At 59.7% G+C, this 23,159-nt stretch carries 19 protein-coding genes and 1 tRNA gene; 4 read left to right on the top strand and 16 right to left on the bottom strand.

Translation table 11 applies throughout. The annotated features are described in order from the left end of the window. Nucleotides 1-10: 10 nt before the first annotated feature. From C8K58_RS30095 to C8K58_RS30105, 3 genes are all read right to left on the bottom strand, one after another. Entirely contained in the window at nucleotides 11-1,693 is a 1,683-nt protein-coding gene (locus tag C8K58_RS30095; RefSeq protein ID WP_108574833.1) for an NAD(P)/FAD-dependent oxidoreductase, read from the bottom strand. A gap of 168 nt (nucleotides 1,694-1,861) precedes the next feature. Further along, nucleotides 1,862-2,308 carry an Lrp/AsnC family transcriptional regulator gene (locus tag C8K58_RS30100; protein WP_027605929.1) on the bottom strand — a complete coding sequence of 149 codons (447 nt, stop codon included), beginning with the start codon at nucleotides 2,306-2,308 and terminating at the stop codon, nucleotides 1,862-1,864. 36 nt (nucleotides 2,309-2,344) lie between these two features. Continuing rightward, nucleotides 2,345-3,214, bottom strand: a complete 870-nt coding sequence (locus tag C8K58_RS30105) for a LysR family transcriptional regulator (RefSeq protein ID WP_027605928.1) — start codon at nucleotides 3,212-3,214, stop codon at nucleotides 2,345-2,347. A gap of 111 nt (nucleotides 3,215-3,325) precedes the next feature. On the opposite strand from C8K58_RS30105, the gene C8K58_RS30110 reads away from it, so the two are divergent. Continuing rightward, entirely contained in the window at nucleotides 3,326-3,751 is a 426-nt protein-coding gene (locus tag C8K58_RS30110; protein WP_027605927.1) for a VOC family protein, read from the top strand. 73 nt (nucleotides 3,752-3,824) lie between these two features. Here the strand turns inward: C8K58_RS30110 and C8K58_RS30115 are convergent. From C8K58_RS30115 to rpsU, 5 genes are all read right to left on the bottom strand, one after another. Next, nucleotides 3,825-3,901 (bottom strand) — tRNA-Ile (locus C8K58_RS30115). 15 nt (nucleotides 3,902-3,916) lie between these two features. After that, nucleotides 3,917-7,660 (bottom strand): EAL domain-containing protein, encoded by a 3,744-nt coding sequence (locus C8K58_RS30120; protein ID WP_098480832.1) that lies wholly within the window; start codon nucleotides 7,658-7,660, stop codon nucleotides 3,917-3,919. 121 nt (nucleotides 7,661-7,781) lie between these two features. Then, nucleotides 7,782-9,632 (bottom strand): RNA polymerase sigma factor RpoD, encoded by a 1,851-nt coding sequence (gene rpoD / locus C8K58_RS30125; RefSeq protein ID WP_027605925.1) that lies wholly within the window; start codon nucleotides 9,630-9,632, stop codon nucleotides 7,782-7,784. Nucleotides 9,633-9,699: 67 nt separating this feature from the next. Beyond that, nucleotides 9,700-11,670 carry a DNA primase gene (dnaG, locus tag C8K58_RS30130; RefSeq protein WP_027605924.1) on the bottom strand — a complete coding sequence of 657 codons (1,971 nt, stop codon included), beginning with the start codon at nucleotides 11,668-11,670 and terminating at the stop codon, nucleotides 9,700-9,702. A 445-nt stretch (nucleotides 11,671-12,115) separates the two neighbouring features. Continuing rightward, nucleotides 12,116-12,331 carry a 30S ribosomal protein S21 gene (rpsU, locus tag C8K58_RS30135; protein ID WP_002551877.1) on the bottom strand — a complete coding sequence of 72 codons (216 nt, stop codon included), beginning with the start codon at nucleotides 12,329-12,331 and terminating at the stop codon, nucleotides 12,116-12,118. Nucleotides 12,332-12,534: 203 nt separating this feature from the next. Here rpsU and tsaD point away from each other — a divergent pair, with 203 nt between their 5' ends. Further along, nucleotides 12,535-13,560: a tRNA (adenosine(37)-N6)-threonylcarbamoyltransferase complex transferase subunit TsaD gene (gene tsaD / locus C8K58_RS30140; protein ID WP_027605922.1), complete on the top strand. Its 1,026-nt coding sequence runs from the start codon at nucleotides 12,535-12,537 to the stop codon at nucleotides 13,558-13,560. 33 nt (nucleotides 13,561-13,593) lie between these two features. On the opposite strand, the gene plsY is transcribed toward tsaD, so the two are convergent. Then, nucleotides 13,594-14,163: a glycerol-3-phosphate 1-O-acyltransferase PlsY gene (gene plsY / locus C8K58_RS30145; RefSeq protein ID WP_053131126.1), complete on the bottom strand. Its 570-nt coding sequence runs from the start codon at nucleotides 14,161-14,163 to the stop codon at nucleotides 13,594-13,596. A 72-nt stretch (nucleotides 14,164-14,235) separates the two neighbouring features. On the opposite strand from plsY, the gene folB reads away from it, so the two are divergent. Further along, complete coding sequence (gene folB / locus C8K58_RS30150; protein ID WP_027605920.1) at nucleotides 14,236-14,589, top strand: dihydroneopterin aldolase; 354 nt, start codon at nucleotides 14,236-14,238, stop codon at nucleotides 14,587-14,589. Beyond that, nucleotides 14,580-15,110 carry a 2-amino-4-hydroxy-6-hydroxymethyldihydropteridine diphosphokinase gene (gene folK, locus C8K58_RS30155; RefSeq protein ID WP_027605919.1) on the top strand — a complete coding sequence of 177 codons (531 nt, stop codon included), beginning with the start codon at nucleotides 14,580-14,582 and terminating at the stop codon, nucleotides 15,108-15,110. Before folB ends, folK begins: the two co-directional genes overlap by 10 nt. On the opposite strand, the gene C8K58_RS30160 is transcribed toward folK, so the two are convergent. The 7 genes from C8K58_RS30160 to apaG all read right to left on the bottom strand — a co-directional run bounded on the left by C8K58_RS30160 (nucleotide 15,093) and on the right by apaG (nucleotide 23,114). Beyond that, complete coding sequence (locus tag C8K58_RS30160) at nucleotides 15,093-16,325, bottom strand: multifunctional CCA addition/repair protein (RefSeq protein ID WP_027605918.1); 1,233 nt, start codon at nucleotides 16,323-16,325, stop codon at nucleotides 15,093-15,095. The genes folK and C8K58_RS30160 overlap by 18 nt on opposite strands. A 63-nt stretch (nucleotides 16,326-16,388) precedes the next feature. Then, nucleotides 16,389-17,954, bottom strand: coding sequence for a SpoVR family protein (locus C8K58_RS30165; protein WP_027605917.1), 1,566 nt, complete (start codon nucleotides 17,952-17,954; stop codon nucleotides 16,389-16,391). Next, nucleotides 17,951-19,222, bottom strand: coding sequence for a YeaH/YhbH family protein (locus tag C8K58_RS30170; protein ID WP_108574826.1), 1,272 nt, complete (start codon nucleotides 19,220-19,222; stop codon nucleotides 17,951-17,953). Before C8K58_RS30170 ends, C8K58_RS30165 begins: the two co-directional genes overlap by 4 nt. A gap of 113 nt (nucleotides 19,223-19,335) precedes the next feature. Continuing rightward, nucleotides 19,336-21,258, bottom strand: a complete 1,923-nt coding sequence (locus C8K58_RS30175; RefSeq protein ID WP_003194732.1) for a PrkA family serine protein kinase — start codon at nucleotides 21,256-21,258, stop codon at nucleotides 19,336-19,338. 285 nt (nucleotides 21,259-21,543) lie between these two features. Continuing rightward, nucleotides 21,544-21,873: a thiosulfate sulfurtransferase GlpE gene (glpE, locus tag C8K58_RS30180; RefSeq protein WP_027605915.1), complete on the bottom strand. Its 330-nt coding sequence runs from the start codon at nucleotides 21,871-21,873 to the stop codon at nucleotides 21,544-21,546. A gap of 9 nt (nucleotides 21,874-21,882) precedes the next feature. Next, nucleotides 21,883-22,734, bottom strand: coding sequence for a symmetrical bis(5'-nucleosyl)-tetraphosphatase (locus C8K58_RS30185; protein ID WP_027605914.1), 852 nt, complete (start codon nucleotides 22,732-22,734; stop codon nucleotides 21,883-21,885). Further along, entirely contained in the window at nucleotides 22,734-23,114 is a 381-nt protein-coding gene (gene apaG / locus C8K58_RS30190; protein WP_027605913.1) for a Co2+/Mg2+ efflux protein ApaG, read from the bottom strand. The genes C8K58_RS30185 and apaG overlap by 1 nt, the downstream gene beginning before the upstream one ends. Nucleotides 23,115-23,159: the final 45 nt, after the last annotated feature.

Below are 23,159 nucleotides of genomic sequence, written 5' to 3' on the forward strand. Positions count from 1 at the left end.
GCGTAACTCCTTAATCGGCCAGGGCGATCGGCCCGATCTCATCGAACACATCACCCGGCCCCGGGTTCTCGGGGTGAGTGCTGCCGCCAAAGTGGGTCATGATGCCCCACACCGCGTTCAATGAGGTTTGTACCGCGCCCTCCACCCATGCTGGAGTCCAGGACACGTCGTCACCGGCGATAAAAATCCCACGTTGTTCAGCGGGCATGTCCTTCTGCATGAAGTGCGCATACATACGCTGGTTGTAGCGGTAGTGACCTGGCAACGCGCCTTTGAAGGCCCCGAGGAAATGCGGGTCGGCTTCCCAGGACACGGTGATCGGGTCGCCGATGATGCGCGCCTTGATGTCGACTTTCGGGTAGATCTTGTTCAAGGCGTCCAGCGCCAGTTTCACCCGCTTTTCGATGGGCTGCGGGAGCATTTTCAGCGCGTCGCTCATCCACGAGTACGACAGGCAGATCACCCCTGGTTTGTCCTCGCCGTTGTCGAATAGGTAAGTGCCACGGGTCAGGCGATCGGTGAGGGTCATGCTCATCAGGTCGCGGCCGGTCTCCGGGTCTTTGTCTTTCCAGAATGGGCGGTCGACCATCACGAAGGTCTTTGACGATTGCATGTAGCGGGTACGGTCCAGGGCCATCCACATCTTTTGCGAGAACAGGGTTTCATCGCACTCGATCTGGGTGGTCAGCAGCCAGCTTTGGCAGGTGGTGAGCACGGCCGCGTATTCGCGGGTATCGCCGTAGTTGTCGGTCACCGCGAAACGGCCATCGGCAGCATGGGCGATGCGTTTTACCCCGGCCCGTGGTGCACCGCGGTGCAGCGAGCTCAGGCTGGTACCGGCGGGCCAGTGGGCGCATCGTTCCGGCACATGGCGCCAGATGCCCATCGGCACCTGGGCTACGCCGCCGACCACCAGGTGCTGGTGATCGTCACAGTTGGTCATGACCACGCGGAATATTTCCAGCATGGAGTTGGGGAAATCCGAGTCCCAGCCGCCGGTGCCGAAACCTACCTGGCCAAACACCTCGCGGTGGTGGAACGACAACTTGGCGAAGGCCTTGGAGGTGGCTACGAAGTCGTAGAAGGTGCGGTCGTCCCACAAGGGCACCAGCTTGTTCCACAACGCTTTGAGGCGCGGCACATCACGATCGCGGATGGCTTGCTGGATATCGCCGAACTGCGAGCCGGCTTCCAGGGCGTCGGCCCAGGCGCCAGCCACTTCCTGGAACAGCGCGGGTAAATCGGACAGCTTTTGTGCGTAGTGGGTCTGGCCTTCCAGATCGATCACCGTACTGCCGGAAGCTGGCGTCAGCGGGTTGGGGAAGGGTTTGGTTTCCAGGCCCAGCTTGTCGACGTAGTGATAGAACGCGGTGGACGACACCGGAAAGCGCATGCCGCCCAGCTCGGCGATGATGCCTTCGGCGCCTTCGAAGGCCTGGGAACGCAAACGGCCGCCCATCTTCGAGGCCTCATACACCACGGGCTTGAGGCCCAGCTTCATCAGCTCGTAGGCGGCGACCAACCCGGCGATACCGGCGCCGACGATGGCCACTTCGGCGCCATGGTTGGCGGCGGGGATACTGCCGAGTCCGGCGGGGTGTTCGATCCAGTCATCGAAGGCGAACGGGAAATCCGGGCCAAAGATGGTGATGGGTTTTTTACCGTCGGCAGGGTGGCGATGGGTCTTGCTGATGGTGCTGGACGGAATGCTCATGGCGGGCCCTTGCTGACGACTCGGCGGGAAGTGACCCGCTGAGTATAGGAAAAGATGGCAGCCAGTTTAGGGAGCGTTACGTTCGTTAATAAGACGCAAAGTGTCGTCGGAATGAATTGTTTTTAGTCATAGTGACGAATTAGGTGGTCAGATGGGTTGGCCGCGATCCAATTTGTTACTGAGGATGATCGATGTGGTGGTTTTCTCTACGCCATCGACACTGCCAATCTGGTCCAGCAATTGATCGAGCTGTTCCGGCGAATCGGTGCGCAACCAGGCCACGTAATCGAACTCGCCGCTGACCGCGCACAATTGTTGAACCTGGGCCATGGCGCTCAGCCTGCGCAGCACTTCTTTGCCCGAGCGCGGTTGCACGGTGATCCCCACATAGGCCTGCAAGCCCCCATCTACCACGCGTTGACCCAGGCGCACACCATAACCGGTGATCACCTGGGTTTTCTCCAGGCGCGCAAGGCGCGACGTCACCGTGGTGCGCGCAATGCCCAACTGCCGGGCGAGCATGGCCACGCTTTCGCGGGCGTTGATCTGCAGGGCGGCGATCAACTGGCGATCGATTTCATCTAGAACAGGCACGTGAGGCTCCGTGACGGGCGGCAATGGGAACGCATGTTACAGGCTTGGATCGGCCAGCAGGCAGCGGGCAAACAGTTGTGGCACCGGCAGGTGACGTTGGCTGTAGCGGCCCAGCAGGATGATCTCGCGGAAAAAAGTCAGCTTGCCCAGCGGGATTATTCTTACTTGGGGCGAGCGCTCCAGCCACAAGCCTGCCTTTGGAATCAACGATACGCCCAGGCCACACTCCACCATCCTGACGATGGCTTCGAGTTCATCCAGCTCCAGCGCCACTTGCATCTCAAGCTTCTGCTCGCGCAGAAACCGGCTCACGAGTCGGCCGCCAAACGAAGCACGGTCATAGCGCACATGGGGCTGGGTGTTGAGTAGGTGCAAAGGGTCGTCGCCCACCAATGTGTTCGGCACGACCAACACGAACGGCTCCTTGCGCAGCACCTGCACATACAACTCCTTGGGCAGGTCGAAGGGCGGTCGAATGATGATTGCCGAATCCAACTCTCCAGCGTCGACCTGGTTCAACAGCTCTAGGGAGACACCAGGCACCAACTTGCACTCAACCGTTGGTGCGGCCTGGCGCAAGCGCACCAACGCCTGGGGCAGCAAACCGGTTTGAGCCGTAGTGATAGCACCGACTTTCAACTCACCCCGGTATTCGTTGGTATTCACCGGCACCGCCATGCGGTTGAAGGTCTCCAGAATCTCCTTGGCCAAGGGTAATGCGCGCAAACCGGCGGCATTCAGGGTGGCCTGGCGGCCGGTGCGGTCGAACAACTGCACGCCCAGCGCTTGCTCCAACTGACGAATCTGGGCACTCACCGCTGACTGCGTCAGCCCGATATGCATGCCCGCTGCCGCAAACGTCCCGTGGCGCGTTACCGCAATAAAGGTCTTCAATTCACGCAACATGGGGGTCTCGATTCATCAAAATTTTTTGAGCTCGACGCAAAAACTATCGTCTTTTCATCGTTGGGAGCAAGGCTAAACTCGGCTAACTAACGCCCATAGAGGTTTGAACTGATGACACTCGCGCCCTTTCACCTGGCAATTCCGGTATTCGATCTCGCCGCTGCACGGCACTTCTACGGCGACGTCTTTGGGTTGGAGGAGGGCCGCTCCAGCGAACACTGGGTCGACTTCAACTTCTTCGGCCATCAACTGGTGATTCACGAACACCCGAAAACCGCCTCCCAGGAAGCCGCCCACACTAACGCTGTCGACGGCCACGACGTGCCCGTGCCGCATTTTGGCGTGGTGCTGGGCTGGGAAGATTGGCACGCCCTGGCAGACCGTTTACAGGCGCGGCAGACGACGTTTGTGTTGGAACCGCATATTCGGTTCAAGGGACAGGTGGGTGAGCAGGCGACCTTGTTCCTGTTCGACCCGTGCGGCAATGCGTTGGAGTTCAAGGCATTCAGGGATATTGGGCAGTTGTTTGCGAAGTAAGGTTGTAGGCCGCCCCCCACGCAAAACGTCTGTGCCAGACACACAAAAGCCGCGCAATGCGCGGCTTTGGAGTTGGTGGGCCCACACGGACTTGAACCGTGGACCAAAGGATTATGAGTCCTCTGCTCTGACCAACTGAGCTATAGGCCCTCAGTAGGTCGCGGATTATAACGATGGTTTCTCTACTGTGCTATCCGAAAAATCCTCAATGCTCCTGCGAAGGAAGGTCGCCGCAAAAAGCTCGGGCGGTAGCGGCAGGCTGACGATGTAGCCCTGCATCTGTTCGCAGCCTTCAGCAGCCAGGAAGGCTTGCTGCGCGGGGTTCTCCACGCCTTCTGCGATGATGGTGAATTGCATGCTGTGGCCCAGGGCGATGATGGCGCGCACGATGGCGGCGTCGTGGGGGTCGTCAGGCAGGCCGCGGACGAAGGACTGGTCGATCTTCAGGAAATCCAGCGGCAGGCGCTTGAGATAGCTGAGGGACGAATAGCCGGTGCCGAAATCGTCGATCGCCAGCTGTACGCCCAGGCGCTTGAGTTGGTGCAGGACTGCCAGCGCTTCTTCGGCCTGGCTCATGATGAAGTTTTCAGTGATCTCCAATTGCAGGCAGCCCGGTTCGAGGCTGTAGTCGCGCAGTAGCTGTTCGATACGAGCCAGTAAACCAGGGTGGCGCAGTTGCGCGCCGGCGAGGTTGACCGATAGTGGGCCAAAGTCATCGAAAGTGCTTTGCCAGGTGTGCATTTGCCGACAGGCGTGCTCCAGCACCCAGTCGCCAATCTGCAGGATCATGCCGTTCTCTTCGGCCAGGGCAATGAAGTGTTCGGGCGAGACGTCGCCAAAGGTGGGGTGGTGCCAGCGGATCAAGGCTTCGGCGCCGATCAATTCTTGTGTCAGCAGGCTCAGTTTTGGCTGGTAATACAGGACCAACTCATCACGTTCGATGGCTCGCCGCAGTTCGTGCTCCAGTGCCACGCGCTCGTTGGCCTGGGCTGTCAGGTCGCGGGTGTAACTTTCGACCCGGTTACGGCCCTTGGCCTTGGAGCGGTACATCGCGGCGTCGGCGTTCTTGACCAGGGTGGCCACGTCGGTACCGTCCTGGGGGTACAGGCTGGTGCCGATGCTGGCGCTGATGAAGAACTCGTGTTCGCCGGCCTGGAACGGTGGGGTGAAGCAGGCCAGCAGCTTATTGGCCAGTTGCTCGGCGTCGCTGGCGTGTTGCAGGCCGGGTAGAAGGATGATGAATTCATCGCCGCCCAGGCGCGCGACGGTGTCGATGTCACGCAGTTGCTCCTTGAGGCGTACGGCGATGTCTTTGAGCAGCAGGTCGCCGATCGGGTGGCCGAGGCTGTCATTGATGTGTTTGAAACGATCCAGGTCGAGAAACAGCACCGCGCCTTGTTTGCCGGTTTCCTGATGGCCGTTGAGGGCCGCCTGCAGCCGACTTTCAAACAGCGTGCGGTTCGGCAGGCCGGTCAGTGGGTCGTGGTGCGCCTGATAGTCGAGGCGCGCCTGGGCCAGCTTGAGGCTGGAGATGTCGGCAAACACCGCGACAAAATGCGTGATCAACTGGTCGCGGTTGCGCACGGCGCTGATGGTCAGCCAGCTGGGGTACAACTCGCCGTTCTTGCGGCGGTTGGAGATTTCGCCCTGCCAATGACCTTGGGCCGTCAACTGGTGCCACATGGCGGCGTAGAAGGCGCTGTCATGCAGGCCGGAGGCGAGCAGGCGCGGTGTCTGGCCCAGGGCTTCGGCTTCACTGTAGCCGGTGATCTCGCTGAAGGCGCGGTTGACGGCGCTGATGTTCTGGCGCGTGTCGGTGATCAATACGCCCTCGGCGGTACTCTCGAATACCGTGGCGGCCTGTTGCAGTTTTTCCTGCATCAGCTGGCGCTCGGTGATGTCCCGGGCGATGGTGAGCATGCAGTCTTCACCGGCAATTGGCAGTGGGCGGCTGGAGACTTCGCACAGCCGGATCTGCCCGTCGCTGCGGCGTATATGGCAGATGAAGTCACGCACGTATCCATCTCGATGCATCAACTCCAGCATGTGCTTGCGTTCGTTAAGATCGACCCAGATGCCCAGGTCAAGGGTCGATTGGTCGAGGGATGTCGTACTGTTGAAGCCGGTGATGCGACTGAAACCATCGTTCACTTCAATCAGCAGGCCATCCCGCTGGCGGCTCAGCAGCAAGCCATCGGGAGAGGCGTGGAAGGCCTTGGCGAATTTCTCTTCGGAGATTTGCAGTTGTTGCTGGGTTTCCTTGAGTTGGGTGATGTCGCGGACCACCACCACAATGGCTTCGGTGGTGTCGAGTTGAAACGGTTCGGCGGAAATCAGCCCGATAAAGGCCTGGCCATTGCTGCGCAGAAAGGGCATTTCCAGGTTGCGAATGCTGGTGGTTTGCACGCGTTTCAACAGATCGGGGCCGATACCGGGGATGCCCCAGATATTCAGGGCGGTCGCGGTTTTTCCGATCACCTCTGCGGCTTTCAGGCCCACTTGGTCCTCAAATGCTTTGTTGACCTCAAGCAGGCAGCCATCGGACAGTCGCGCGATCACCAGGATGTCGGGGCATTGCTGAAACACGGAAGCAAACTTTTGCTCGGAAAGCTGCAGCGCCTCTTCAGTACGTTTGGCTTCGCTGATGTCGATCATCAAGCCCCGCAACACTGGTTCATGGCCGTGTTCGATCAGGCTCACAATGTCACGCACCCAAAGGCAGCGGCCGTCCGCCGTGATCACCCGATAGTCGATGCTGTGGTCGCGGTTGGCGCGGGTTTCCCGGTAGCAATAGGCTTCGGCGCGGATGAGGTCGGCGGGGTGAATGATGTTGCGCCAGAAGCCCGGAATCAGCCAATGGGCGCGCGGGTAACCGAGCAGGTCCTCGGCGTGGGGTGACACATAGCTGTAGGTGAAATCGGTAACGCTGGCTTCCCAGGCGATGGCGGACAGGCTCTCCACCAGGCCGCGATAATGGTATTCGCTGCTGCGCAGTTCCTGTTCGAGGGCGACGCGGCGGGAAATTTCCGAACTCAGCCGGCGATTGATCCGAATGACGATGGCCAATACGGTGCTCAACAACAGCACGGCGGGCAGGCCGTACATCAGCAGGTCGGTCCAGAACGTACGGTGGTCGGTGAGGCTGCCCACCCAGTGTTGCTGGATGGCTTCTGTTTCAGCGGGGCTGAGGTCGGCGAGAACCTTGTCCAGGATACCCACCAGTATTTTGTTGTCCCGTGGTACGCCCATCGCCAATTGATAGCGGTACGGCGTTTCGCCACTTACGTACAGGCCATCGAGCTTGAGCTGGCGCAGACTCCAGACGCTCGACGCGAGGTCGCCCACCACGGCGTCGACTTCGTCGGTGGCCAAGGCCTGCAGCGTCGAACTGACATTGGGCAGAGCCACCAGGTTGAGGTCTGGATGGTGGGTGCGTAGCAGTTCATGGGGGGCATAGTTTTCCACCACGGCAATCTTCAGCCCATAAAGGTCATTGAGGTTGCGTGGTCGGGCGCCGCCTTCATGGGCGAGGATGACAATGGGAAAGTCCAGGTAAGGGCGTGTGAATGCCATGAAGTCCTGGCGTTCGGGGGTAGACATGATGCCCGGCAGCAGGTCGAGTTGGCTGTGGCGTGCCTGCTCCAGCAAGGCACTCCAATTGACCGGCTCAATCAGTTTGATCCTGACCCCCAGGCGTTCCTGGATCAGGCGTACGTAGTCCGCCGCCAAGCCTTGGTAGCGGCCCTCTTCATCACGGTATTCGAAGGGTGGCCAGGAGGCGTCCACCCCCACGCGCAACTCCTGATGGTCCGCCAGCCAGCCACGCTCATCATCGCTAAGAGTCAACGCGCCAGCCGTTGCGGTCCAGGTCAGCAGCGACAGCAGTAACACAGTCGGCAATCTGGGCATAACGGTCTCGTTATGGCACGGGGAATGTTTCGAGTGTAGACGGGCATTGCGGGGGAGGGGATTTGCGCAGGATTTTATCTGTACAAAGCAAAACCCCCGGCCTGGGCCGGGGGTTCTGGTGTCACTCGTCGAGGAAGGAGCGCAGATGCTCGCTTCGCGTCGGGTGGCGCAACTTGCGCAACGCCTTGGCTTCGATCTGGCGGATCCGCTCGCGGGTCACGTCAAACTGCTTACCGACTTCCTCAAGGGTGTGGTCGGTATTCATGTCGATGCCGAAACGCATGCGCAGTACCTTGGCTTCACGGGCAGTGAGGCCGGACAGTACGTCGCGGGTCGCTTCCTTAAGGCTCTCAACAGTGGCGACATCGATTGGCGACTGCATGGTCGAGTCTTCGATGAAGTCACCCAGGTGGGAGTCTTCGTCATCACCGATCGGGGTTTCCATGGAGATCGGCTCTTTAGCGATCTTCAATACCTTGCGGATTTTATCCTCAGGCATTTCCATGCGTTCGCCCAGCTCTTCCGGGGTCGGTTCGCGACCCATTTCCTGCAACATCTGCCGGGAAATACGGTTGAGCTTGTTGATCGTCTCGATCATGTGCACCGGAATACGGATGGTGCGGGCCTGGTCGGCGATCGAGCGAGTGATCGCCTGACGGATCCACCAGGTGGCATAAGTCGAGAACTTGTAGCCGCGACGGTATTCGAACTTGTCCACAGCCTTCATCAAGCCGATGTTGCCTTCCTGGATCAGATCGAGGAATTGCAGGCCACGGTTGGTGTACTTCTTGGCGATGGAGATCACCAGACGCAAGTTCGCTTCAACCATCTCTTTCTTCGCGCGGCGGGCCTTGGCCTCACCGATCGACATGCGACGGTTGATGTCCTTGATCTCGGCAATCGTCAGACCGGTTTCGGTCTCGAGTGCGGTCAGCTTCTGCTGGCAACGGATGATGTCCGGCTGCAGGCGGCCAATGGCTTCAGCGTACTTCGCCTTGCCTTTGGCCAGGGCGTCGCTCCAGCTTTCGTCCACTTCGTGGCCCGGGAACTGGCGCAGGAAGTCGGTACGCGGCATGCGCGCATCACGGACACAGAGCTGCATGATCGCACGCTCTTGTGCACGCAGGCGTTCAAGGGCGCTACGAACACGTTCAACCAGGCCTTCGAATTGCTTCGGTACCAGCTTGATCGGCATGAACAGCTCAGCCAGCGCCAGCAGCTCGGCAATTGCCAGCTTGTTGGAGCGACCGTGCTTTTTCAGGGCCTTGCGCGTGATTTCCATTTGATCGGAAACCGCGCCGAAACGCTGGGCAGCAATGATCGGGTCTGGGCCGCTTTCGACTTCATCTTCGTCGTCGGTGCTGGCTTCGGCATCGTCGTCTTCGGTGTCATCGTCCGCTTTCGCGGCTTTGGCATCGACAGGCGGCGGTACTTCTGCAGCAGGCGGCGCGATGCCGTCGTCCGGGTCGATATAACCGCTCAGGACGTCGGACAGGCGGCCACCTTCGGTGGTGACGCGAGTGTACTCGGAGAGAATGTGGTCAACCGTGCCAGGGAAGTGCGCGATTGCGCCCATCACTTCACGGATACCCTCTTCGATACGCTTGGCGATTTCGATCTCGCCTTCGCGTGTCAGCAACTCGACGGTACCCATTTCACGCATATACATGCGCACAGGGTCAGTCGTGCGACCGATGTCGGTCTCCACCGCGGCCAACGCGGCAGCGGCTTCTTCAGCGGCTGCCTCGTCGGTATCGGCGTCGGCCAACATAAGGGCGTCCGCATCCGGAGCACTCTCGTGTACGGGGATCCCCATGTCATTAATCATGCGGATGATGTCTTCCACCTGCTCTGGATCTGAAATATCCTCAGGCAGGTGATCGTTGACCTCTGCGTAAGTCAGATACTTCTGCTCACGACCAAGGGTGATCAACTCTTTGATACGAGACTGCTGTTGCGCTTTTCCGGACATAACACCCTATCCACTGAAGGTCTTGGCGGGCAAAAAACAAGCCGAGGATTATACCCGAGCTATGACCTCACACGCCAGCTGAGGTCGGGTTTGATGCGGAAACATTCTGTTTTAAGAGGTCGCGCATCTGTTTTGCTATCTGAATTTGCTCTTCAGCCGATAATCCCGGCTGTCTTGCTCTCTTGATGAGTTCATCGAGGGTCTGCGTGTGCTGGCCCGCGGATAACCTAGTAATGGTGTCTAAAAACTGTTGTTCAAGGTTATCGCCGTCAATTAGCCACTCCTTTTCCGCGAGCGCCTTCAACAAACGACCCTGTTCTGTGCCATGCCAGCGAGCCATCAGCTGAATGGAGTTTAGCTTAGGATTTTTCTGCACGGCCTCGATCAGTGCGATCAGCACCTGAGCGTAGGTATTGCTCGCGTTGGCAAAATGGTCGGCGCTTTCAACCTTGCTCGCTAATTGCGGGTGGTGGATAAGCGTGCGCAGGGCAATCAATGTGGGCGCTTCTACGGCGACCGGTGTGCGCGGGGCATAGGCTTCATCGCGATCGCCGCGCTTGCCGTTTTTGCTCCAGGGTTTCTTGTCCCATTTCTTGCCGCCGGCACCGGGCTTCTTCGGCGTCCATTCCTGCTGGGGGGCATACGCCTCCTGGGGTTGATGGAAGTCGGCATAGTCCGGCATGGCGTCATAATCCATGCCGGGGTCGTAGGCGGGCGGCGCGTCCTGCGGTGCGCTGTGCACCAGCTGGCTGACGGCCTCGCCACTCAGTCCTGTAATTTCCAGCAGGCGTTGGCGCATCAGGGTGCGCAGGTTCGCGCCTGGAACCTTGTCGATCAAGGGGGCCGCGAGGGTGGCCATATGGGCCTTGCCTTCGAGGGAGCGTGGGTCGGCTTCTTCGGTCAGTTGCTGGAAGAAATAATCCGCCAACGGCTGCGCATGTTGATTGATGCGGGCGCGGAATGCGTCGGTGCCTTCGGAGCGCACCAGGGTATCCGGGTCTTCCCCTTCGGGCAGGAACAGGAAGCGCGCGCGGCGCCCATCCTGCAGGCTCGACAGGGTGGCTTCGAGCGCGCGCCAGGCGGCGTTGCGGCCGGCCTGGTCGCCGTCGAAGCAGAACAGCACGCTTGGCACGACGCGAAACAGGCGCTTCAAGTGTTCTTCGCTGGTGGCGGTGCCGAGGGTGGCCACGGCGTTGCGCAAACCTTGCTGGGCCAGGGCGATCACGTCCATATAGCCTTCGACCACGATGATTTCATCGAGGTTTCGATTGTTCTTGCGCGCCTCGAACAGGCCATAGAGTTCCTGGCCCTTGTGGAATACCGGGGTTTCCGGGGAGTTCAGGTACTTGGGTTTGTCATCCCCCAGCACTCGGCCGCCGAAGGCGATGATGCGACCACGGCTGTCGCGGATCGGGAACATCACGCGGTCGCGGAAGCGGTCGTAGCGCTTGCCGGTCTCGGCGTTCTCAACCAGGAGGCCGGCGTCGATCATGGCTTTTTGCTGCAGGGTATCGCTGCTCAGGTGTTTGTACAGGTTGTCCCAGCCCGGTGGAGCAAAGCCGAGGCCGAAGTCCCGGGCGATTTCGCCGGTCAGGCCGCGCCCTTTCAGGTAGTCGACGGCGGCCTTGCGCTGCGGATGGCTTTTAAGGGCCTGACGGTAGAAGTCGGCAGCGGCAGTCAGCAGGGGGTACAGCGGCGAGTCGGTGGGTTGCCGTGGTTTATGCGGGCGGCCACTTTCTTCGCGGGGGACTTCCATGCCGGCGGCTTTCGCCAGGTCCTCGATCGCCTGGGGAAAGTCCAGGTTGTCGTGGTCCATCAGGAAGCCGAGGGCGTTGCCGCCTGCGCCGCAGCCGAAGCAGTAGTAGAACTGCTTGTCGGGGCTGACGCTGAACGACGGGGTTTTTTCCTTGTGGAACGGGCAGCAGGCCGTGTAGTTTTTGCCGGCTTTCTTCAATTGCAGGCGCGAGCTGACAACATCGACAATGTCGGTGCGGTTCAGAAGGTCGTCAATAAAGCTCTGGGGAATCAGCCCGGCCATGGCGTTCTCGTCATCACTGCGTGTAAATGAGTGCCCGTGAAGTGCTCAAGCGCACGTATCGAATGGCTTGACCATCAATCGTCTGCTTGGGCTGTCAGGAAGTGTATCTGCCGAACATTCACTGACGTTAGTTTCAATCAGTGTGTCGGCCTGGAAATGTTGCCCTCGAGTCCGGCGCCGGCCAATCGTGGCCTCGGATGCTCGTCGCTGGGCACAGCCGATACAGTTGATCGCCTGCTTATAAAATGAGTGTGCTCGTCAGTAGCCTTGTTAGGCTCGTCAGAAGAGACGTGCACCGCTGGCAAAAGAGCCAGTCCTGACGTTTGAAGCAGGTGTATCAGTCGCGTGTGCGGCGTCAACGATGAAGCATCAAGCGATATCCGCAAATGCCAACAGCCCGGCTGAGGGCCGGGCTTGGCAGAAGCTTGCTACGAACGTCTGTGTATTAGTACAGACGAACGGCGCGGCGCTGTTCGCGCTGAACTTTCTTGGCGTGACGCTTAACAGCGGCTGCTGCTTTACGCTTACGCTCAGAAGTTGGCTTCTCATAAAATTCGCGGCTACGAACTTCAGCCAGAACACCGGCTTTTTCGCAGGAGCGCTTGAAACGACGCAGAGCTACGTCGAAGGGTTCGTTCTCTTTTACTTTGACGGCTGGCATCCAGAGCTACCTTCTTTCATTACCGGGAATCAACGTTCTCGTCGCAAAAAATTCGCGGCTGAGGTCGTCGGTTTTTAAGGGTTGCGGATGTTAACCCCTCATTGGCAGGAATGCAAAGCCTCTGATCGAAAACCGCTAGTCGGGAGGGGGAGTGGCGACTATTATGCGCGCCTTCGAATTCAGCCTCTACAAGGCGCAAACCCATGCTAGTACTGGGACTTGAAACCTCCTGCGACGAAACCGGTGTCGCACTTTACGACAGTGAACGCGGGCTTTTGGCCGATGCACTGTTCAGTCAGATCGACTTGCATCGGGCCTATGGCGGCGTTGTGCCGGAGCTGGCCAGTCGTGATCACGTCAAACGTATGCTGCCGTTGATTCGCCAGGTGTTGGACGAGGCCGGTTGCGTGCCGACCGAGATCGATGCGATTGCCTATACGGCGGGCCCCGGATTGGTCGGAGCCCTTCTGGTTGGCGCCTCTTGTGCCCAGGCGCTGGCTTTTGCCTGGGGCATTCCGGCCCTCGGCGTGCACCATATGGAAGGCCATTTACTGGCGCCGATGCTGGAAGAAAACCCGCCGCAGTTCCCGTTCGTCGCTTTGTTGGTTTCGGGCGGGCATACGCAGCTGGTCCAGGTCGACGGAATCGGTCAATACACGCTGTTGGGCGAGTCCTTGGACGACGCCGCCGGCGAAGCTTTCGACAAGACCGCGAAGATGATGGGCCTCAATTACCCGGGTGGGCCGGAAATTGCCCGCCTTGCCGAAAAAGGCGTTGTCGGTCGCTACACCTTCCCGCGCCCGATGTGCGATCGCCCTGGCCTGATGTTCAGCTTCAGCGGCTTGAAAACCTCCGCATTGAATACCTGGCAGCACAGTGTCAGCGCCGGGGACGACAGTGAGCAAGCCCGTTGCGACATCGCGCTGGCGTTCCAGCAGGCCGTGGTGGAGACTTTGACCATCAAGTGCAAGCGCGCCCTGAAACAGGCCGGCATGAAGCGCCTGGTGATCGCCGGTGGCGTCAGCGCCAACAAGGCGTTGCGCAGTTCATTGGAAAAGATGCTCGGTGATATGAAGGGTGATGTGTTCTACGCCCGCCCTGAGTTCTGCACCGACAACGGCGCGATGATCGCCTATGCCGGTTGTCAGCGCCTGCAGGCGGGGCAGCACGAAAGCCTGGCGATCAGCGTGCAGGCGCGCTGGCCGATGGAGCAGCTGCCGCCCTTGTAAGTGTGCAACATGAGTCGGGCTCATTGGCGGTATTTAAAAATGCCGTTCGCGCCCGGCAAACAGGTCGCGTAGATTGCCCCGGTGTCGCCAGACGATCAGCAGTGTCAGCACGCTCATCGGCAGCAGCGCCGCCGGTTCCTGCCAGGCCAGCAACGGCAGGGTGAGCGGTGTGGCGATCAGAGCTGCCAGCGAGCTGGTGCGGGTCAGGTAGAACGTCAGCAACCAGGCGAGCACGGCCAGCAATGCCGCCGGCGGGTAGATCCCCAGCAGCATGCCGGCTGCCGTGGCGACACCTTTACCGCCGCGAAAACGGAAGTACAGGGGAAACAGATGGCCGAGGACGGCGCACACGCCCACCCAGGCCTGCTGCTGCAGGGTCAGGCCGGCGAGGTTGGCGATCAGTACGGGCAACAGGCCCTTGCATACGTCGCCCAGCAGCGTCAGTACGGCGAGCTTCTTGCCGGCCAGGCGCAACATATTGGTGGCGCCGGCATTGCCTGAACCACTCATTCGCGGGTCGGGATTTCCCGTCAGGCGGCTGAGCAAAATGGCGAAGGACAGCGAGCCGAGCAGGTAGGCGAGAATCGCCAGTGACCAAAACATGCTAACTATTCCGGGCGAGGATGCCCTGATTCTAACGGGGCATCGCGCCCTTGTCGTGCTGCGGAGAAGAGCTTGGACAGAGTGTTTATCGAAGGCCTGGAAGTCGACACCGTGATCGGGGCCTACGACTGGGAGCGCGGGATCCGCCAATGCCTGCGCCTGGACCTGAGCTTCGCTTGGGATAACCGCCCGGCTGCGGCTGGCGACGACCTGGCCCTGGCCCTGGATTACGCCAGCGTGTCCGCGCGGATCCAGGCCTTTGCCGAGCAGTCCCAGTACCAGCTGGTCGAGACCTTTGCCGAACGCCTGGCCGAAGTGCTGATGAGCGAGTTCCAGATTCCCTGGCTGCACCTCAGGCTGACCAAGCCCGGCGCAGTGCCGGCTGCCAAGGGTGTAGGCGTGGAGATTGAGCGCGGATGTCGCTGACTCAGGTTTACCTTGGCCTCGGTAGTAATATCGAGCGCGAGCCCCACCTGCGCGCCGGGCTCGACGCGTTGGCGAGTTTCCTGACGGATATGCGCTGCTCGGCGGTGTTCGAGAGCCAGCCGGTGGGCATCAAAAGCGGGCCCTTCTTCAATCTGGTGGTGTCGGCCTATACCGACCTGTCATTGATGGAGTTGGATCGTCGTTTGAAATCCATCGAGGCTGACAATGGCCGCTATGCGCCGGATCGCAAAGGCCTGCCGCTGGATATCGACGTGCTGCTGTATGGCGAGTTGGTGGGTGACTTCGATGGTTTGATCCTGCCGCGGGCGGAGATCCTGAAAAATGCCTTTGTGCTGTGGCCGCTGTCGATGATGGCGCCGGATCGGGTGCACCCTGAAGCGGGCAAGACGATGGCTGCGTTGTGGCGTGATGCTCAGATTGATCAGGTGCTGGCGCCTGTCGGGTTTGAATGGCAGGGCCAGCAACTCACCCCGGACTCGCTCCTACAAGGGTTTGTGTAGTTCCTTGTAGGCTTTGAGTGCCCTGAGTCGTTCACGCTTGAGCGCCTCGCCCAACTCCGGCCCCTTGAATCCCCGCTCAAGCAGTGGCGCAACTGCAACCTCGCGCGCTGCTTTCGCCGCGCCGCGTAAGTAATCCGCCTGTGGGTAGCTTCTTCGCTCCAGCCCCTTGCGGCCCCGGGCATCCATTTCGCAGGCGACCACAAACTCCTCAAAGCGCTGTGGCCTGCGGTATACGTCAAAACTTTGCAGCAACTCCAGCAGCGTCGAGGCTTTCAGCTCCAGCGCGCGATGACCGTGGGTGTGATACTGGCCCACCAATAGCGCCAATTCCTGGCAATCCCTTGGCACTTTGAAGCGCTCATTGACGGCCTTGATCAGCTTCAAGCCTCGATGCTCATGAGCGATGTGCTGCGGTAACTTATCCACAGGCGTCAGGCCCTTGCCCAGGTCATGCAGCAGGCAGGCCCAGCGTACGGTCAGGGGCTGTTTGTGCACGGCAGCTTGTTCCAGCACGCTCAAGGTGTGCACACCCGTGTCGATCTCGGGGTGATGGGCCTCGGGTTGTGGCACGCCAAAGAGTGCGTCCACTTCCGGCATCAAGATCTTCAGCGCATTACAGTCCCGAAGTACCTGGATAAACACCTCTGGCTGATCTTCCATCAACGCCCTGGAGATTTCTTTCCAGCTGCGCTCTGGGGTCAGGGCTTCCAATTCACCGGACTCGCTGAGTTGACGCATCAGCTCCAGCGTCTCCGGTGCTACCGTAAAACCCAGGTGTGCGTAGCGCGCGGCAAAACGGGCGACACGGAGAACTCTGAGTGGATCTTCGGCGAATGCGGGGGAAACGTGACGAAGTATGCGGGACTCAAGGTCGCGCTGGCCGTGATACGGATCAGTCAGGTTACCGTCGTCGTCTTCGGCCATGGCGTTGATGGTCAGGTCGCGACGGATCAGGTCTTCTTCCAGCGTCACCTCGGGGCTGGCGTGAAACACAAAACCACCGTAACCCCGACCACTCTTGCGCTCGGTGCGGGCCAGGGCGTACTCATCGCCGTTTTTCGGGTCCAGGAACACCGGGAAGTCCGAACCCACTGGCTTGAAACCCTTGGCGAGCATCTCTTGGGTGCTCGCGCCGACGACCACGCGGTCGACATCGGTGACCTTGATGCCCAGCAGGCGGTCACGCACGGCGCCGCCGACTTTGTAGATTTTCATGAAAAAGCCTCCATTAGCGGCACAGGATACCGCCTGTGCCTGGCCAATGGAGGCTTTGCTGTTTCAGAGATGAACGACGGCCAGGTCCAGGCGGCCGTAGTCGTTGTCGTTGTGATCGTTGCGCGGTGGCACATGGTGGGTCTTCATCACTTGGTCGCCTTGCAGGGTTTCCAGGTGGATGTCGAAGCCCCAGAGCCGATGCAGGTGCTTGAGCACTTCTTCGGTGGATTCGCCCAGGGGTTTGCGGTCGTGCTGCTGGTGGCGCAGGGTCAGAGAGCGGTCGCCGCGCACATCGATGCTGTAGATCTGCACGTTGGGCTCACGGTTGCCCAGGTTGTATTGCGCCGCCAGGGTTTCACGGATGGTGCGGTAGCCGGGTTCATCGTGGATGGCCGGCACCACCAGGTCATCCTTGAGGTCATCATCCAGGATGCTGAACAGTTTGAGGTCGCGGATCACCTGGGGTGAGAGGTACTGCAGGATAAAGCTCTCATCCTTGAAGCTGCTCATGGCGAACTTGATCGTCGACAGCCAGTCACTGCCGGCGATTTCCGGGAACCAGCGGCGGTCTTCATCGGTGGGGTGTTCGCACATGCGCCGAATATCGCGGTACATGGCAAAACCCAGCGCGTAAGGGTTGATCCCGCTGTAATACGGGCTGTCGAAGCCGGGTTGGAACACCACGCTGGTGTGGGACGTCAGGAACTCCATCATGAAGCCGTCGGTGACCAGGCCTTCGTCGTACAGGTCGTTCATCAGCGTGTAGTGCCAGAACGTTGCCCAACCTTCGTTCATCACCTGGGTCTGGCGCTGTGGGTAAAAGTACTGGGCGATCTTGCGTACGATACGCACGATTTCCCGTTGCCACGGCTCCAGCAGCGGTGCGTGCTTTTCCAGGAAATACAGGATGTTTTCCTGGGGTTCGGCGGGGAACCGCGCGTTGTCCTTGTCGCTGTTCTTGCCGGCGCGTTTGGGAATGGTGCGCCACAGGTCGTTGATCTGCTTCTGCAGGTGCTCCTCGCGCTCCTTCTGGCGCAGGCGCTCTTCCTCGGCAGAAATAGGGTATGGGCGCTTGTAGCGGTCGACGCCATAGTTCATCAGGGCATGGCAGGAGTCGAGCAAGTCCTCCACGGCGTCGATACCGTGGCGCTCCTCGCACTGCATGATGTACTGCTTGGCGAACACCAGGTAATCGATGATCGAGCTGGCGTCGGTCCAGGTGCGGAACAGGTAGTTGCCCTTGAAGAAACTGTTGTGCCCATAGCAGGCATGGGCCACCACCAGCGCCTGCATGCAGATGGTGTTTTCTTCCATCAGGTAGGCGATGCACGGGTCGGAGTTGATCACGATCTCGTAGGCCAGGCCCATCTGGCCCCGGGTGTACGACTTTTCGGTGCTGAGGAAGTGTTTGCCGTATGACCAGTGGTGGTAACCCAGGGGCATACCGACGGAGGCGTAGGCATCCATCATCTGTTCGGCCGTGATCACTTCGATCTGGTTGGGGTAGGTGTCCAGGGCATAACCCGCCGCGATGCGGCTGATTTCCCGGTCATAGGCCTGGATCAGTTCAAAGGTCCACTCGGAGCCGGTGGAAATGGGTTGGCGCTTAGTCTCTTTTTTGGCGGTCATGTCACTAACCTGCGCTGGAAGAGTTCACGGAAGACCGGATAGATATCGCCGGCCGAGACCAGTTGCTGTTGTGCGAACGTGTCGGCAAAGGCTTCGCCGATGCGCTCGTATTCGAACCACAGTGCCTGGTGCTCACGGGGGGTGATTTCGACGTAAGTGTAGTACTGCACAAACGGCATGATGTGGTTGATCAGGATGTCGCGGCAGATCGGCGAATCGTCGTTCCAGTTGTCGCCGTCGGAGGCCTGGGCCGCGTAGATATTCCACTCGTTGGCCGGGTAGCGCTCGGCCATGATCTCCTGCATCAGCTTCAAGGCGCTGGACACGATGGTGCCGCCGGTTTCCCTCGAGTAGAAAAACTCCTCCTCATCCACTTCCCGTGCGCTGGTGTGATGGCGGATGAACACCACGTCGATCTTGTCGTAGTTCCGCTTCAGAAACAGGTACAGCAGGATAAAGAAACGCTTGGCGATGTCCTTGGTCGCCTGGGTCATCGAGCCTGACACGTCCATCAGGCAAAACATCACGGCTTTTGAGCTGGGGTTGGGCTGCTTGACCAGCAGGTTGTACTTGAGGTCAAAGGTATCGAGGAACGGTACGCGGTGGATGCGCGCGCTGAGTTTCTCTATTTCCGCCTCGATTTCCTGGATATCGCCGAAGTTGTCCGGCTCTTCGCGCTTTAAACGCGCCAACTCTTCCTTCGCCGCCCTCAATTTGGCGCGGCTGCTGCCCGACAGGGCGATACGCCGCGCATGGGCCGAGCGCAGCGTGCGGATGATGTTGATTCGAGAGGGGTTGCCTTCGTTGCTGATCCCGGCGCGTACGGTCTTGAAGGTATCGGTGCCGGTCAGGTTACGTTTGACCAGGTTGGGCAGTTCCAGGTCTTCGAACATGAACTCGAGGAATTCTTCCTGGGTGATCTGGAACACGAACTCGTCCATGCCTTCGCCGGAGTTGCCGGCCTTGCCCGGGCCTTTACCGCCGCCACCGCCCTGCGGGCGCTGGATATGCTCGCCGGTGGTGAACTCTTTATTGCCGGGGTGCACGACAGTCTGCTTGCCGCCCCGGCCGTGGTGCAGCACCGGTTCGTCGATGTCGCGTCCGGGAATGCTGATTTGTTCGCCATGCTCCATGTCTGTAATGGAACGGCGGCTGACGGCCTCTTCAACGGCCTTTTTGATGTGGTCACGGTAACGCCGCAGGAAACGCTGGCGGTTTACCGTGCTCTTGTTCTTGCCATTAAGGCGTCGGTCGATCACATAGCTCATGAGGAGCCCTCCGGGCAGCTTCACGTTACAAGCTTCAAGCGGCGAGCTGGAAGCTTAGAGACAAGCGGTCAACTGCCAGGTCCATGACCTGGCAGTGGACGCCCATCGCTGCCTTACTGCGATTTGCGCACCCGCAGGTACCACTCGGAGAGCAGTCGTACCTGTTTGTCGGTGTAGCCGCGCTCGACCATTCGTGTGACGAAGTCGTTGTGTTTTTGCTGGTCCTCCTTGCTGGCCTTGGCATTGAAGCTGATGACCGGCAGCAGATCCTCGGTGTTGGAAAACATTTTCTTCTCGATGACCACCCGCAGCTTCTCGTAGCTGAGCCAGGTAGGGTTCTTGCCGTTGTTGTTGGCGCGGGCACGCAGTACGAAGTTGACGATTTCGTTGCGGAAATCCTTCGGATTGCTGATGCCGGCGGGTTTTTCGATCTTCTCCAATTCTTCGTTGAGGGCTACGCGGTTGAGGATTTCGCCGGTTTCCGGGTCGCGGTATTCCTGGTCCTGGATCCAGAAGTCCGCATACAGCACGTAGCGGTCGAAGATGTTCTGGCCGTACTCGCTGTAGGACTCCAGGTACGCGGTCTGGATTTCCTTGCCGATAAACTCGATGTAGCGCGGCGCGAGGTATTCCTTGAGGAAGCGCAGGTAGCGTTCGCGGGTTTCGGCCTGGAATTGTTCCTGTTCGATCTGCTGCTCCAGCACATACAGCAGGTGCACCGGGTTGGCCGCGATCTCATGGGGGTCGAAGTTGAAGACCTTGGACAGGATCTTGAACGCAAAGCGCGTCGACAGGCCGTTCATGCCTTCATCCACGCCCGCTGTGTCGCGATATTCCTGGATCGACTTGGCCTTGGGATCGGTGTCCTTGAGGTTCTCGCCGTCGTACACGCGCATCTTCGAATAGATATTCGAGTTTTCCGGCTCCTTGAGGCGCGACAGCACGGTGAACTGGGCGAGCATCTTCAGGGTGTCGGGTGCGCAGTGGGCCTTGGCCAGCGAGCTGTTGAACAGCAGCTTGTCGTAGATCTTGATTTCATCGCTGACCCGCAGGCAGTACGGCACCTTGACGATGTAGATCCGGTCGATGAAGGCTTCATTGTTCTTGTTGTTGCGGAAGGTGTGCCATTCCGATTCGTTGGAGTGGGCCAGCAGGATCCCGGTGAACGGAATCGCGCCCAGGCCTTCGGTACTGTTGTAGTTGCCTTCCTGGGTGGCGGTAAGGAGTGGGTGCAGCACCTTGATCGGCGCCTTGAACATTTCCACGAATTCCATCAGGCCCTGGTTGGCCCGGCACAGTGCGCCCGAGTAGCTGTAGGCGTCGGCGTCGTTCTGCGGGAATTCTTCCAGCTTGCGGATATCGACCTTGCCCACCAGCGCCGAAATGTCCTGGTTGTTCTCGTCGCCCGGTTCGGTCTTGGCCACGCCGATCTGGTTGAGGATCGACGGGTAGAGTTTCACCACGCGGAACTGGCTGATATCGCCGCCAAACTCGGCCAGGCGCTTGGTGGCCCAGGGCGACATGATGGTGTTGAGGTAGCGTCGTGGGATGCCGAAGTCTTCTTCGAGGATCGCGCCATCTTCCGTGGCGTTGAACAGGCCCAGGGGCGACTCGAAGACCGGTGAGCCCTTGATGGCGTAGAAGGGCACCTTCTCGATCAGTTGCTTGAGTTTTTCGGCCAGGGACGATTTACCACCGCCAACGGGGCCGAGCAGGTAGAGGATCTGTTTCTTCTCTTCCAGGCCTTGGGCGGCATGGCGGAAGTAGGAGACGATCTGGTCGATGCATTCTTCCATCCCATGGAAGTCTTCAAAGGCCGGATAGCGGCGGATCACCTTGTTGGAAAATATTCGCGACAGGCGCGAATTGTTGGCGGTTTCCACCAGCTCCGGCTCGCCGATCGCCAATAACAGGCGTTCGGCGGCAGATGCGTAGGTGCTGCGGTCCTGCTTGCACAGCTCGAGATACTCTTGCAGCGTGAGTTCTTCCTGCTGTGTGGACGCGAAGCGTTGTTGGAAGTGGCTGAAAATACTCATGACGTCGTCACCTCGCTCGATACGTGGAGCCGACGCCGGATCTATCAGTCGATGCTGGCAGTCATTGACGAACGCCAATGGCTGTTTTCCCCCCAGAACACCCTGAAACGCTACCGATGACCCGTACGCCGGTGTACCGGCTCTCCCCTGATTCGGATGGCCTGCGCTTAAGGATAGTTCGGAATCTGAGAGGGCAAGGCGCGATGCGCAATTAGTTTGACTGCGCCGTTCGTCAGAAACGGCGCGAGCCCAAGCGTCACGCGGGGTAGCGGGGTGTGAAAAAAATTATTGCGAATCGCCGGAGGCAATTTCTGCAGGATACGTCGTACGCCACAGCTCAAAGCCACCATCCAGGCTGTAGACGTCGGAGAAGCCCTGGCTGACCAGGTAGGCGGCTGCGCTCTGGCTGGAATTGCCGTGGTAGCAGGCCACGATCAGCGGTGCATCAAGGTCGGCGGTACGGATGAAATCGGCGATGTTGACGTTGTCCAGGTGCTGGGCGCCAGAGATATGGGCGGCGGCGTAAGTAGGCTGGTCACGGATATCGACCACCACTGCACCTTGCTCGCGCAGGGCCTGGGCTTGTTCGGGAGGGATACGTTTGAATTCGCTCATGGTGGGCTCCTATGGCCTGGCTGCAGCCGGCAGGGTAACGGGAAGAGTGGGTGGGCACTGGCAGCCGTGACGCTCGCCGGTGTCGATGTTCATCAGGGTCATGGCGCCGCCCCATACGCAGCCGGTGTCGAGGGCGAATACGCCCGGTTCGTCGCACTTGCCTTCAAGGGCTGCCCAGTGACCAAAGATTATCCTGGTGTCGCGGGTCTTGCGTTCCTTGTGGGCAAACCATGGTTTGTAGCCGGGCAGTGCCGTGTCGACGCCTTCCTTGCTCTTGAGGTCCAGCTTGCCCTCGGCGGTGCAGAAGCGCATGCGTGTGAAATAGTTGGTAATCACCCGCAGGCGGGCGACGCCGGTAAGGTCGTTGTCCCACTTCACTGGCTCGTTGCCATACATGCCGTCGAGGTAGGCGGTGTACAGGCTGTCATCGGCCAGGGCGTTTTCGACTTCGGCGGCGCACTTGAGGGCTTTTTTCAGCGTCCACTGCGGCGGGATACCGGCATGGACCAAGGCCATATTGCGGCTTTCGTCGTAATGCATGATCTTTTGTCGACGCAGCCAGTCAAGCAGTTGTGCACGATCTGGCGCCTCGAGGATTTCCCGCAGGGTATCGCCCTTTTTCAGGCGCTCGATGTTATTGCCGGCCGCCAGCAGGTGCAGGTCATGGTTGCCCAGTACGCACACCAGGGAATCCCGCAGGCTATACAGGTAACGTAGCGTTTCCAGGGACTCGGGGCCGCGATTGACCAGGTCGCCTACCAGCCACAGGCGATCGTTCGCCGGGTCGAAGGCCACCCGTTCAAGCAGGCACTTGAGAGGCTCCAGACAGCCTTGCAGGTCGCCGACCGCGTACGTTGCCATCAGTGCAGGGCGCCTGGTACGGCGAGGCGGAAAGGCTTGATGATGGCGTCGAACAGTTTGCCATCAGTGGCTTTCATCTGATACGAGCCTTGCATGGTGCCGACCTTGGAGGTCATTACCGTGCCGCTGCTGTAAGTGTGGCTGGCGCCAATGTCGATCAACGGTTGTTGGCCGACAACGCCTGCGCCGCGAACTTCCTCGACCTGACCGTCACCGTCGGTGATCACCCAGTGGCGTGACAGCAGCTTGGCCGGCACCTGCCCGTTGTTTTTCACCGTGATGGTGTAGGCAAAGGCGAAGCGGTTCTGTTCAGGTTGCGATTGGTCCGCGAGGAAGCGGGTGACGACGCTGACGTCGATCTGGTAGCGAGGATCGGACATGCAAGAGGCCTTAAAAGCAAAAGCGGAGGACAGCAGATGCGGATC

Origin of the sequence: Pseudomonas sp. GV047, assembly GCF_003058245.1 — a bacterium.
Taxonomy (GTDB): domain Bacteria; phylum Pseudomonadota; class Gammaproteobacteria; order Pseudomonadales; family Pseudomonadaceae; genus Aquipseudomonas; species Aquipseudomonas marginalis.

Excerpts from the sequence above, each read along its gene's own strand:
- C8K58_RS30120 (WP_098480832.1), bottom strand. The coding sequence starts at position 7,660 with ATGCCCAGATTGCCGACTGTGTTACTGCTGTCGCTGCTGACCTGGACC.
- apaG (WP_027605913.1), bottom strand. The coding sequence starts at position 23,114 with ATGTCCGATCCTCGCTACCAGATCGACGTCAGCGTCGTCACCCGCTTC.
- rpoD (WP_027605925.1), bottom strand. The coding sequence starts at position 9,632 with ATGTCCGGAAAAGCGCAACAGCAGTCTCGTATCAAAGAGTTGATCACC.
- C8K58_RS30175 (WP_003194732.1), bottom strand. The coding sequence starts at position 21,258 with ATGAGTATTTTCAGCCACTTCCAACAACGCTTCGCGTCCACACAGCAG.
- plsY (WP_053131126.1), bottom strand. The coding sequence starts at position 14,163 with ATGTTTTGGTCACTGGCGATTCTCGCCTACCTGCTCGGCTCGCTGTCC.
- C8K58_RS30185 (WP_027605914.1), bottom strand. The coding sequence starts at position 22,734 with ATGGCAACGTACGCGGTCGGCGACCTGCAAGGCTGTCTGGAGCCTCTC.
- C8K58_RS30170 (WP_108574826.1), bottom strand. The coding sequence starts at position 19,222 with ATGAGCTATGTGATCGACCGACGCCTTAATGGCAAGAACAAGAGCACG.
- folK (WP_027605919.1), top strand. The coding sequence starts at position 14,580 with ATGTCGCTGACTCAGGTTTACCTTGGCCTCGGTAGTAATATCGAGCGC.
- tsaD (WP_027605922.1), top strand. The coding sequence starts at position 12,535 with ATGCTAGTACTGGGACTTGAAACCTCCTGCGACGAAACCGGTGTCGCA.
- C8K58_RS30160 (WP_027605918.1), bottom strand. The coding sequence starts at position 16,325 with ATGAAAATCTACAAAGTCGGCGGCGCCGTGCGTGACCGCCTGCTGGGC.
- rpsU (WP_002551877.1), bottom strand. The coding sequence starts at position 12,331 with ATGCCAGCCGTCAAAGTAAAAGAGAACGAACCCTTCGACGTAGCTCTG.
- glpE (WP_027605915.1), bottom strand. The coding sequence starts at position 21,873 with ATGAGCGAATTCAAACGTATCCCTCCCGAACAAGCCCAGGCCCTGCGC.
- C8K58_RS30165 (WP_027605917.1), bottom strand. The coding sequence starts at position 17,954 with ATGACCGCCAAAAAAGAGACTAAGCGCCAACCCATTTCCACCGGCTCC.
- C8K58_RS30110 (WP_027605927.1), top strand. The coding sequence starts at position 3,326 with ATGACACTCGCGCCCTTTCACCTGGCAATTCCGGTATTCGATCTCGCC.
- C8K58_RS30105 (WP_027605928.1), bottom strand. The coding sequence starts at position 3,214 with ATGTTGCGTGAATTGAAGACCTTTATTGCGGTAACGCGCCACGGGACG.
- dnaG (WP_027605924.1), bottom strand. The coding sequence starts at position 11,670 with ATGGCCGGGCTGATTCCCCAGAGCTTTATTGACGACCTTCTGAACCGC.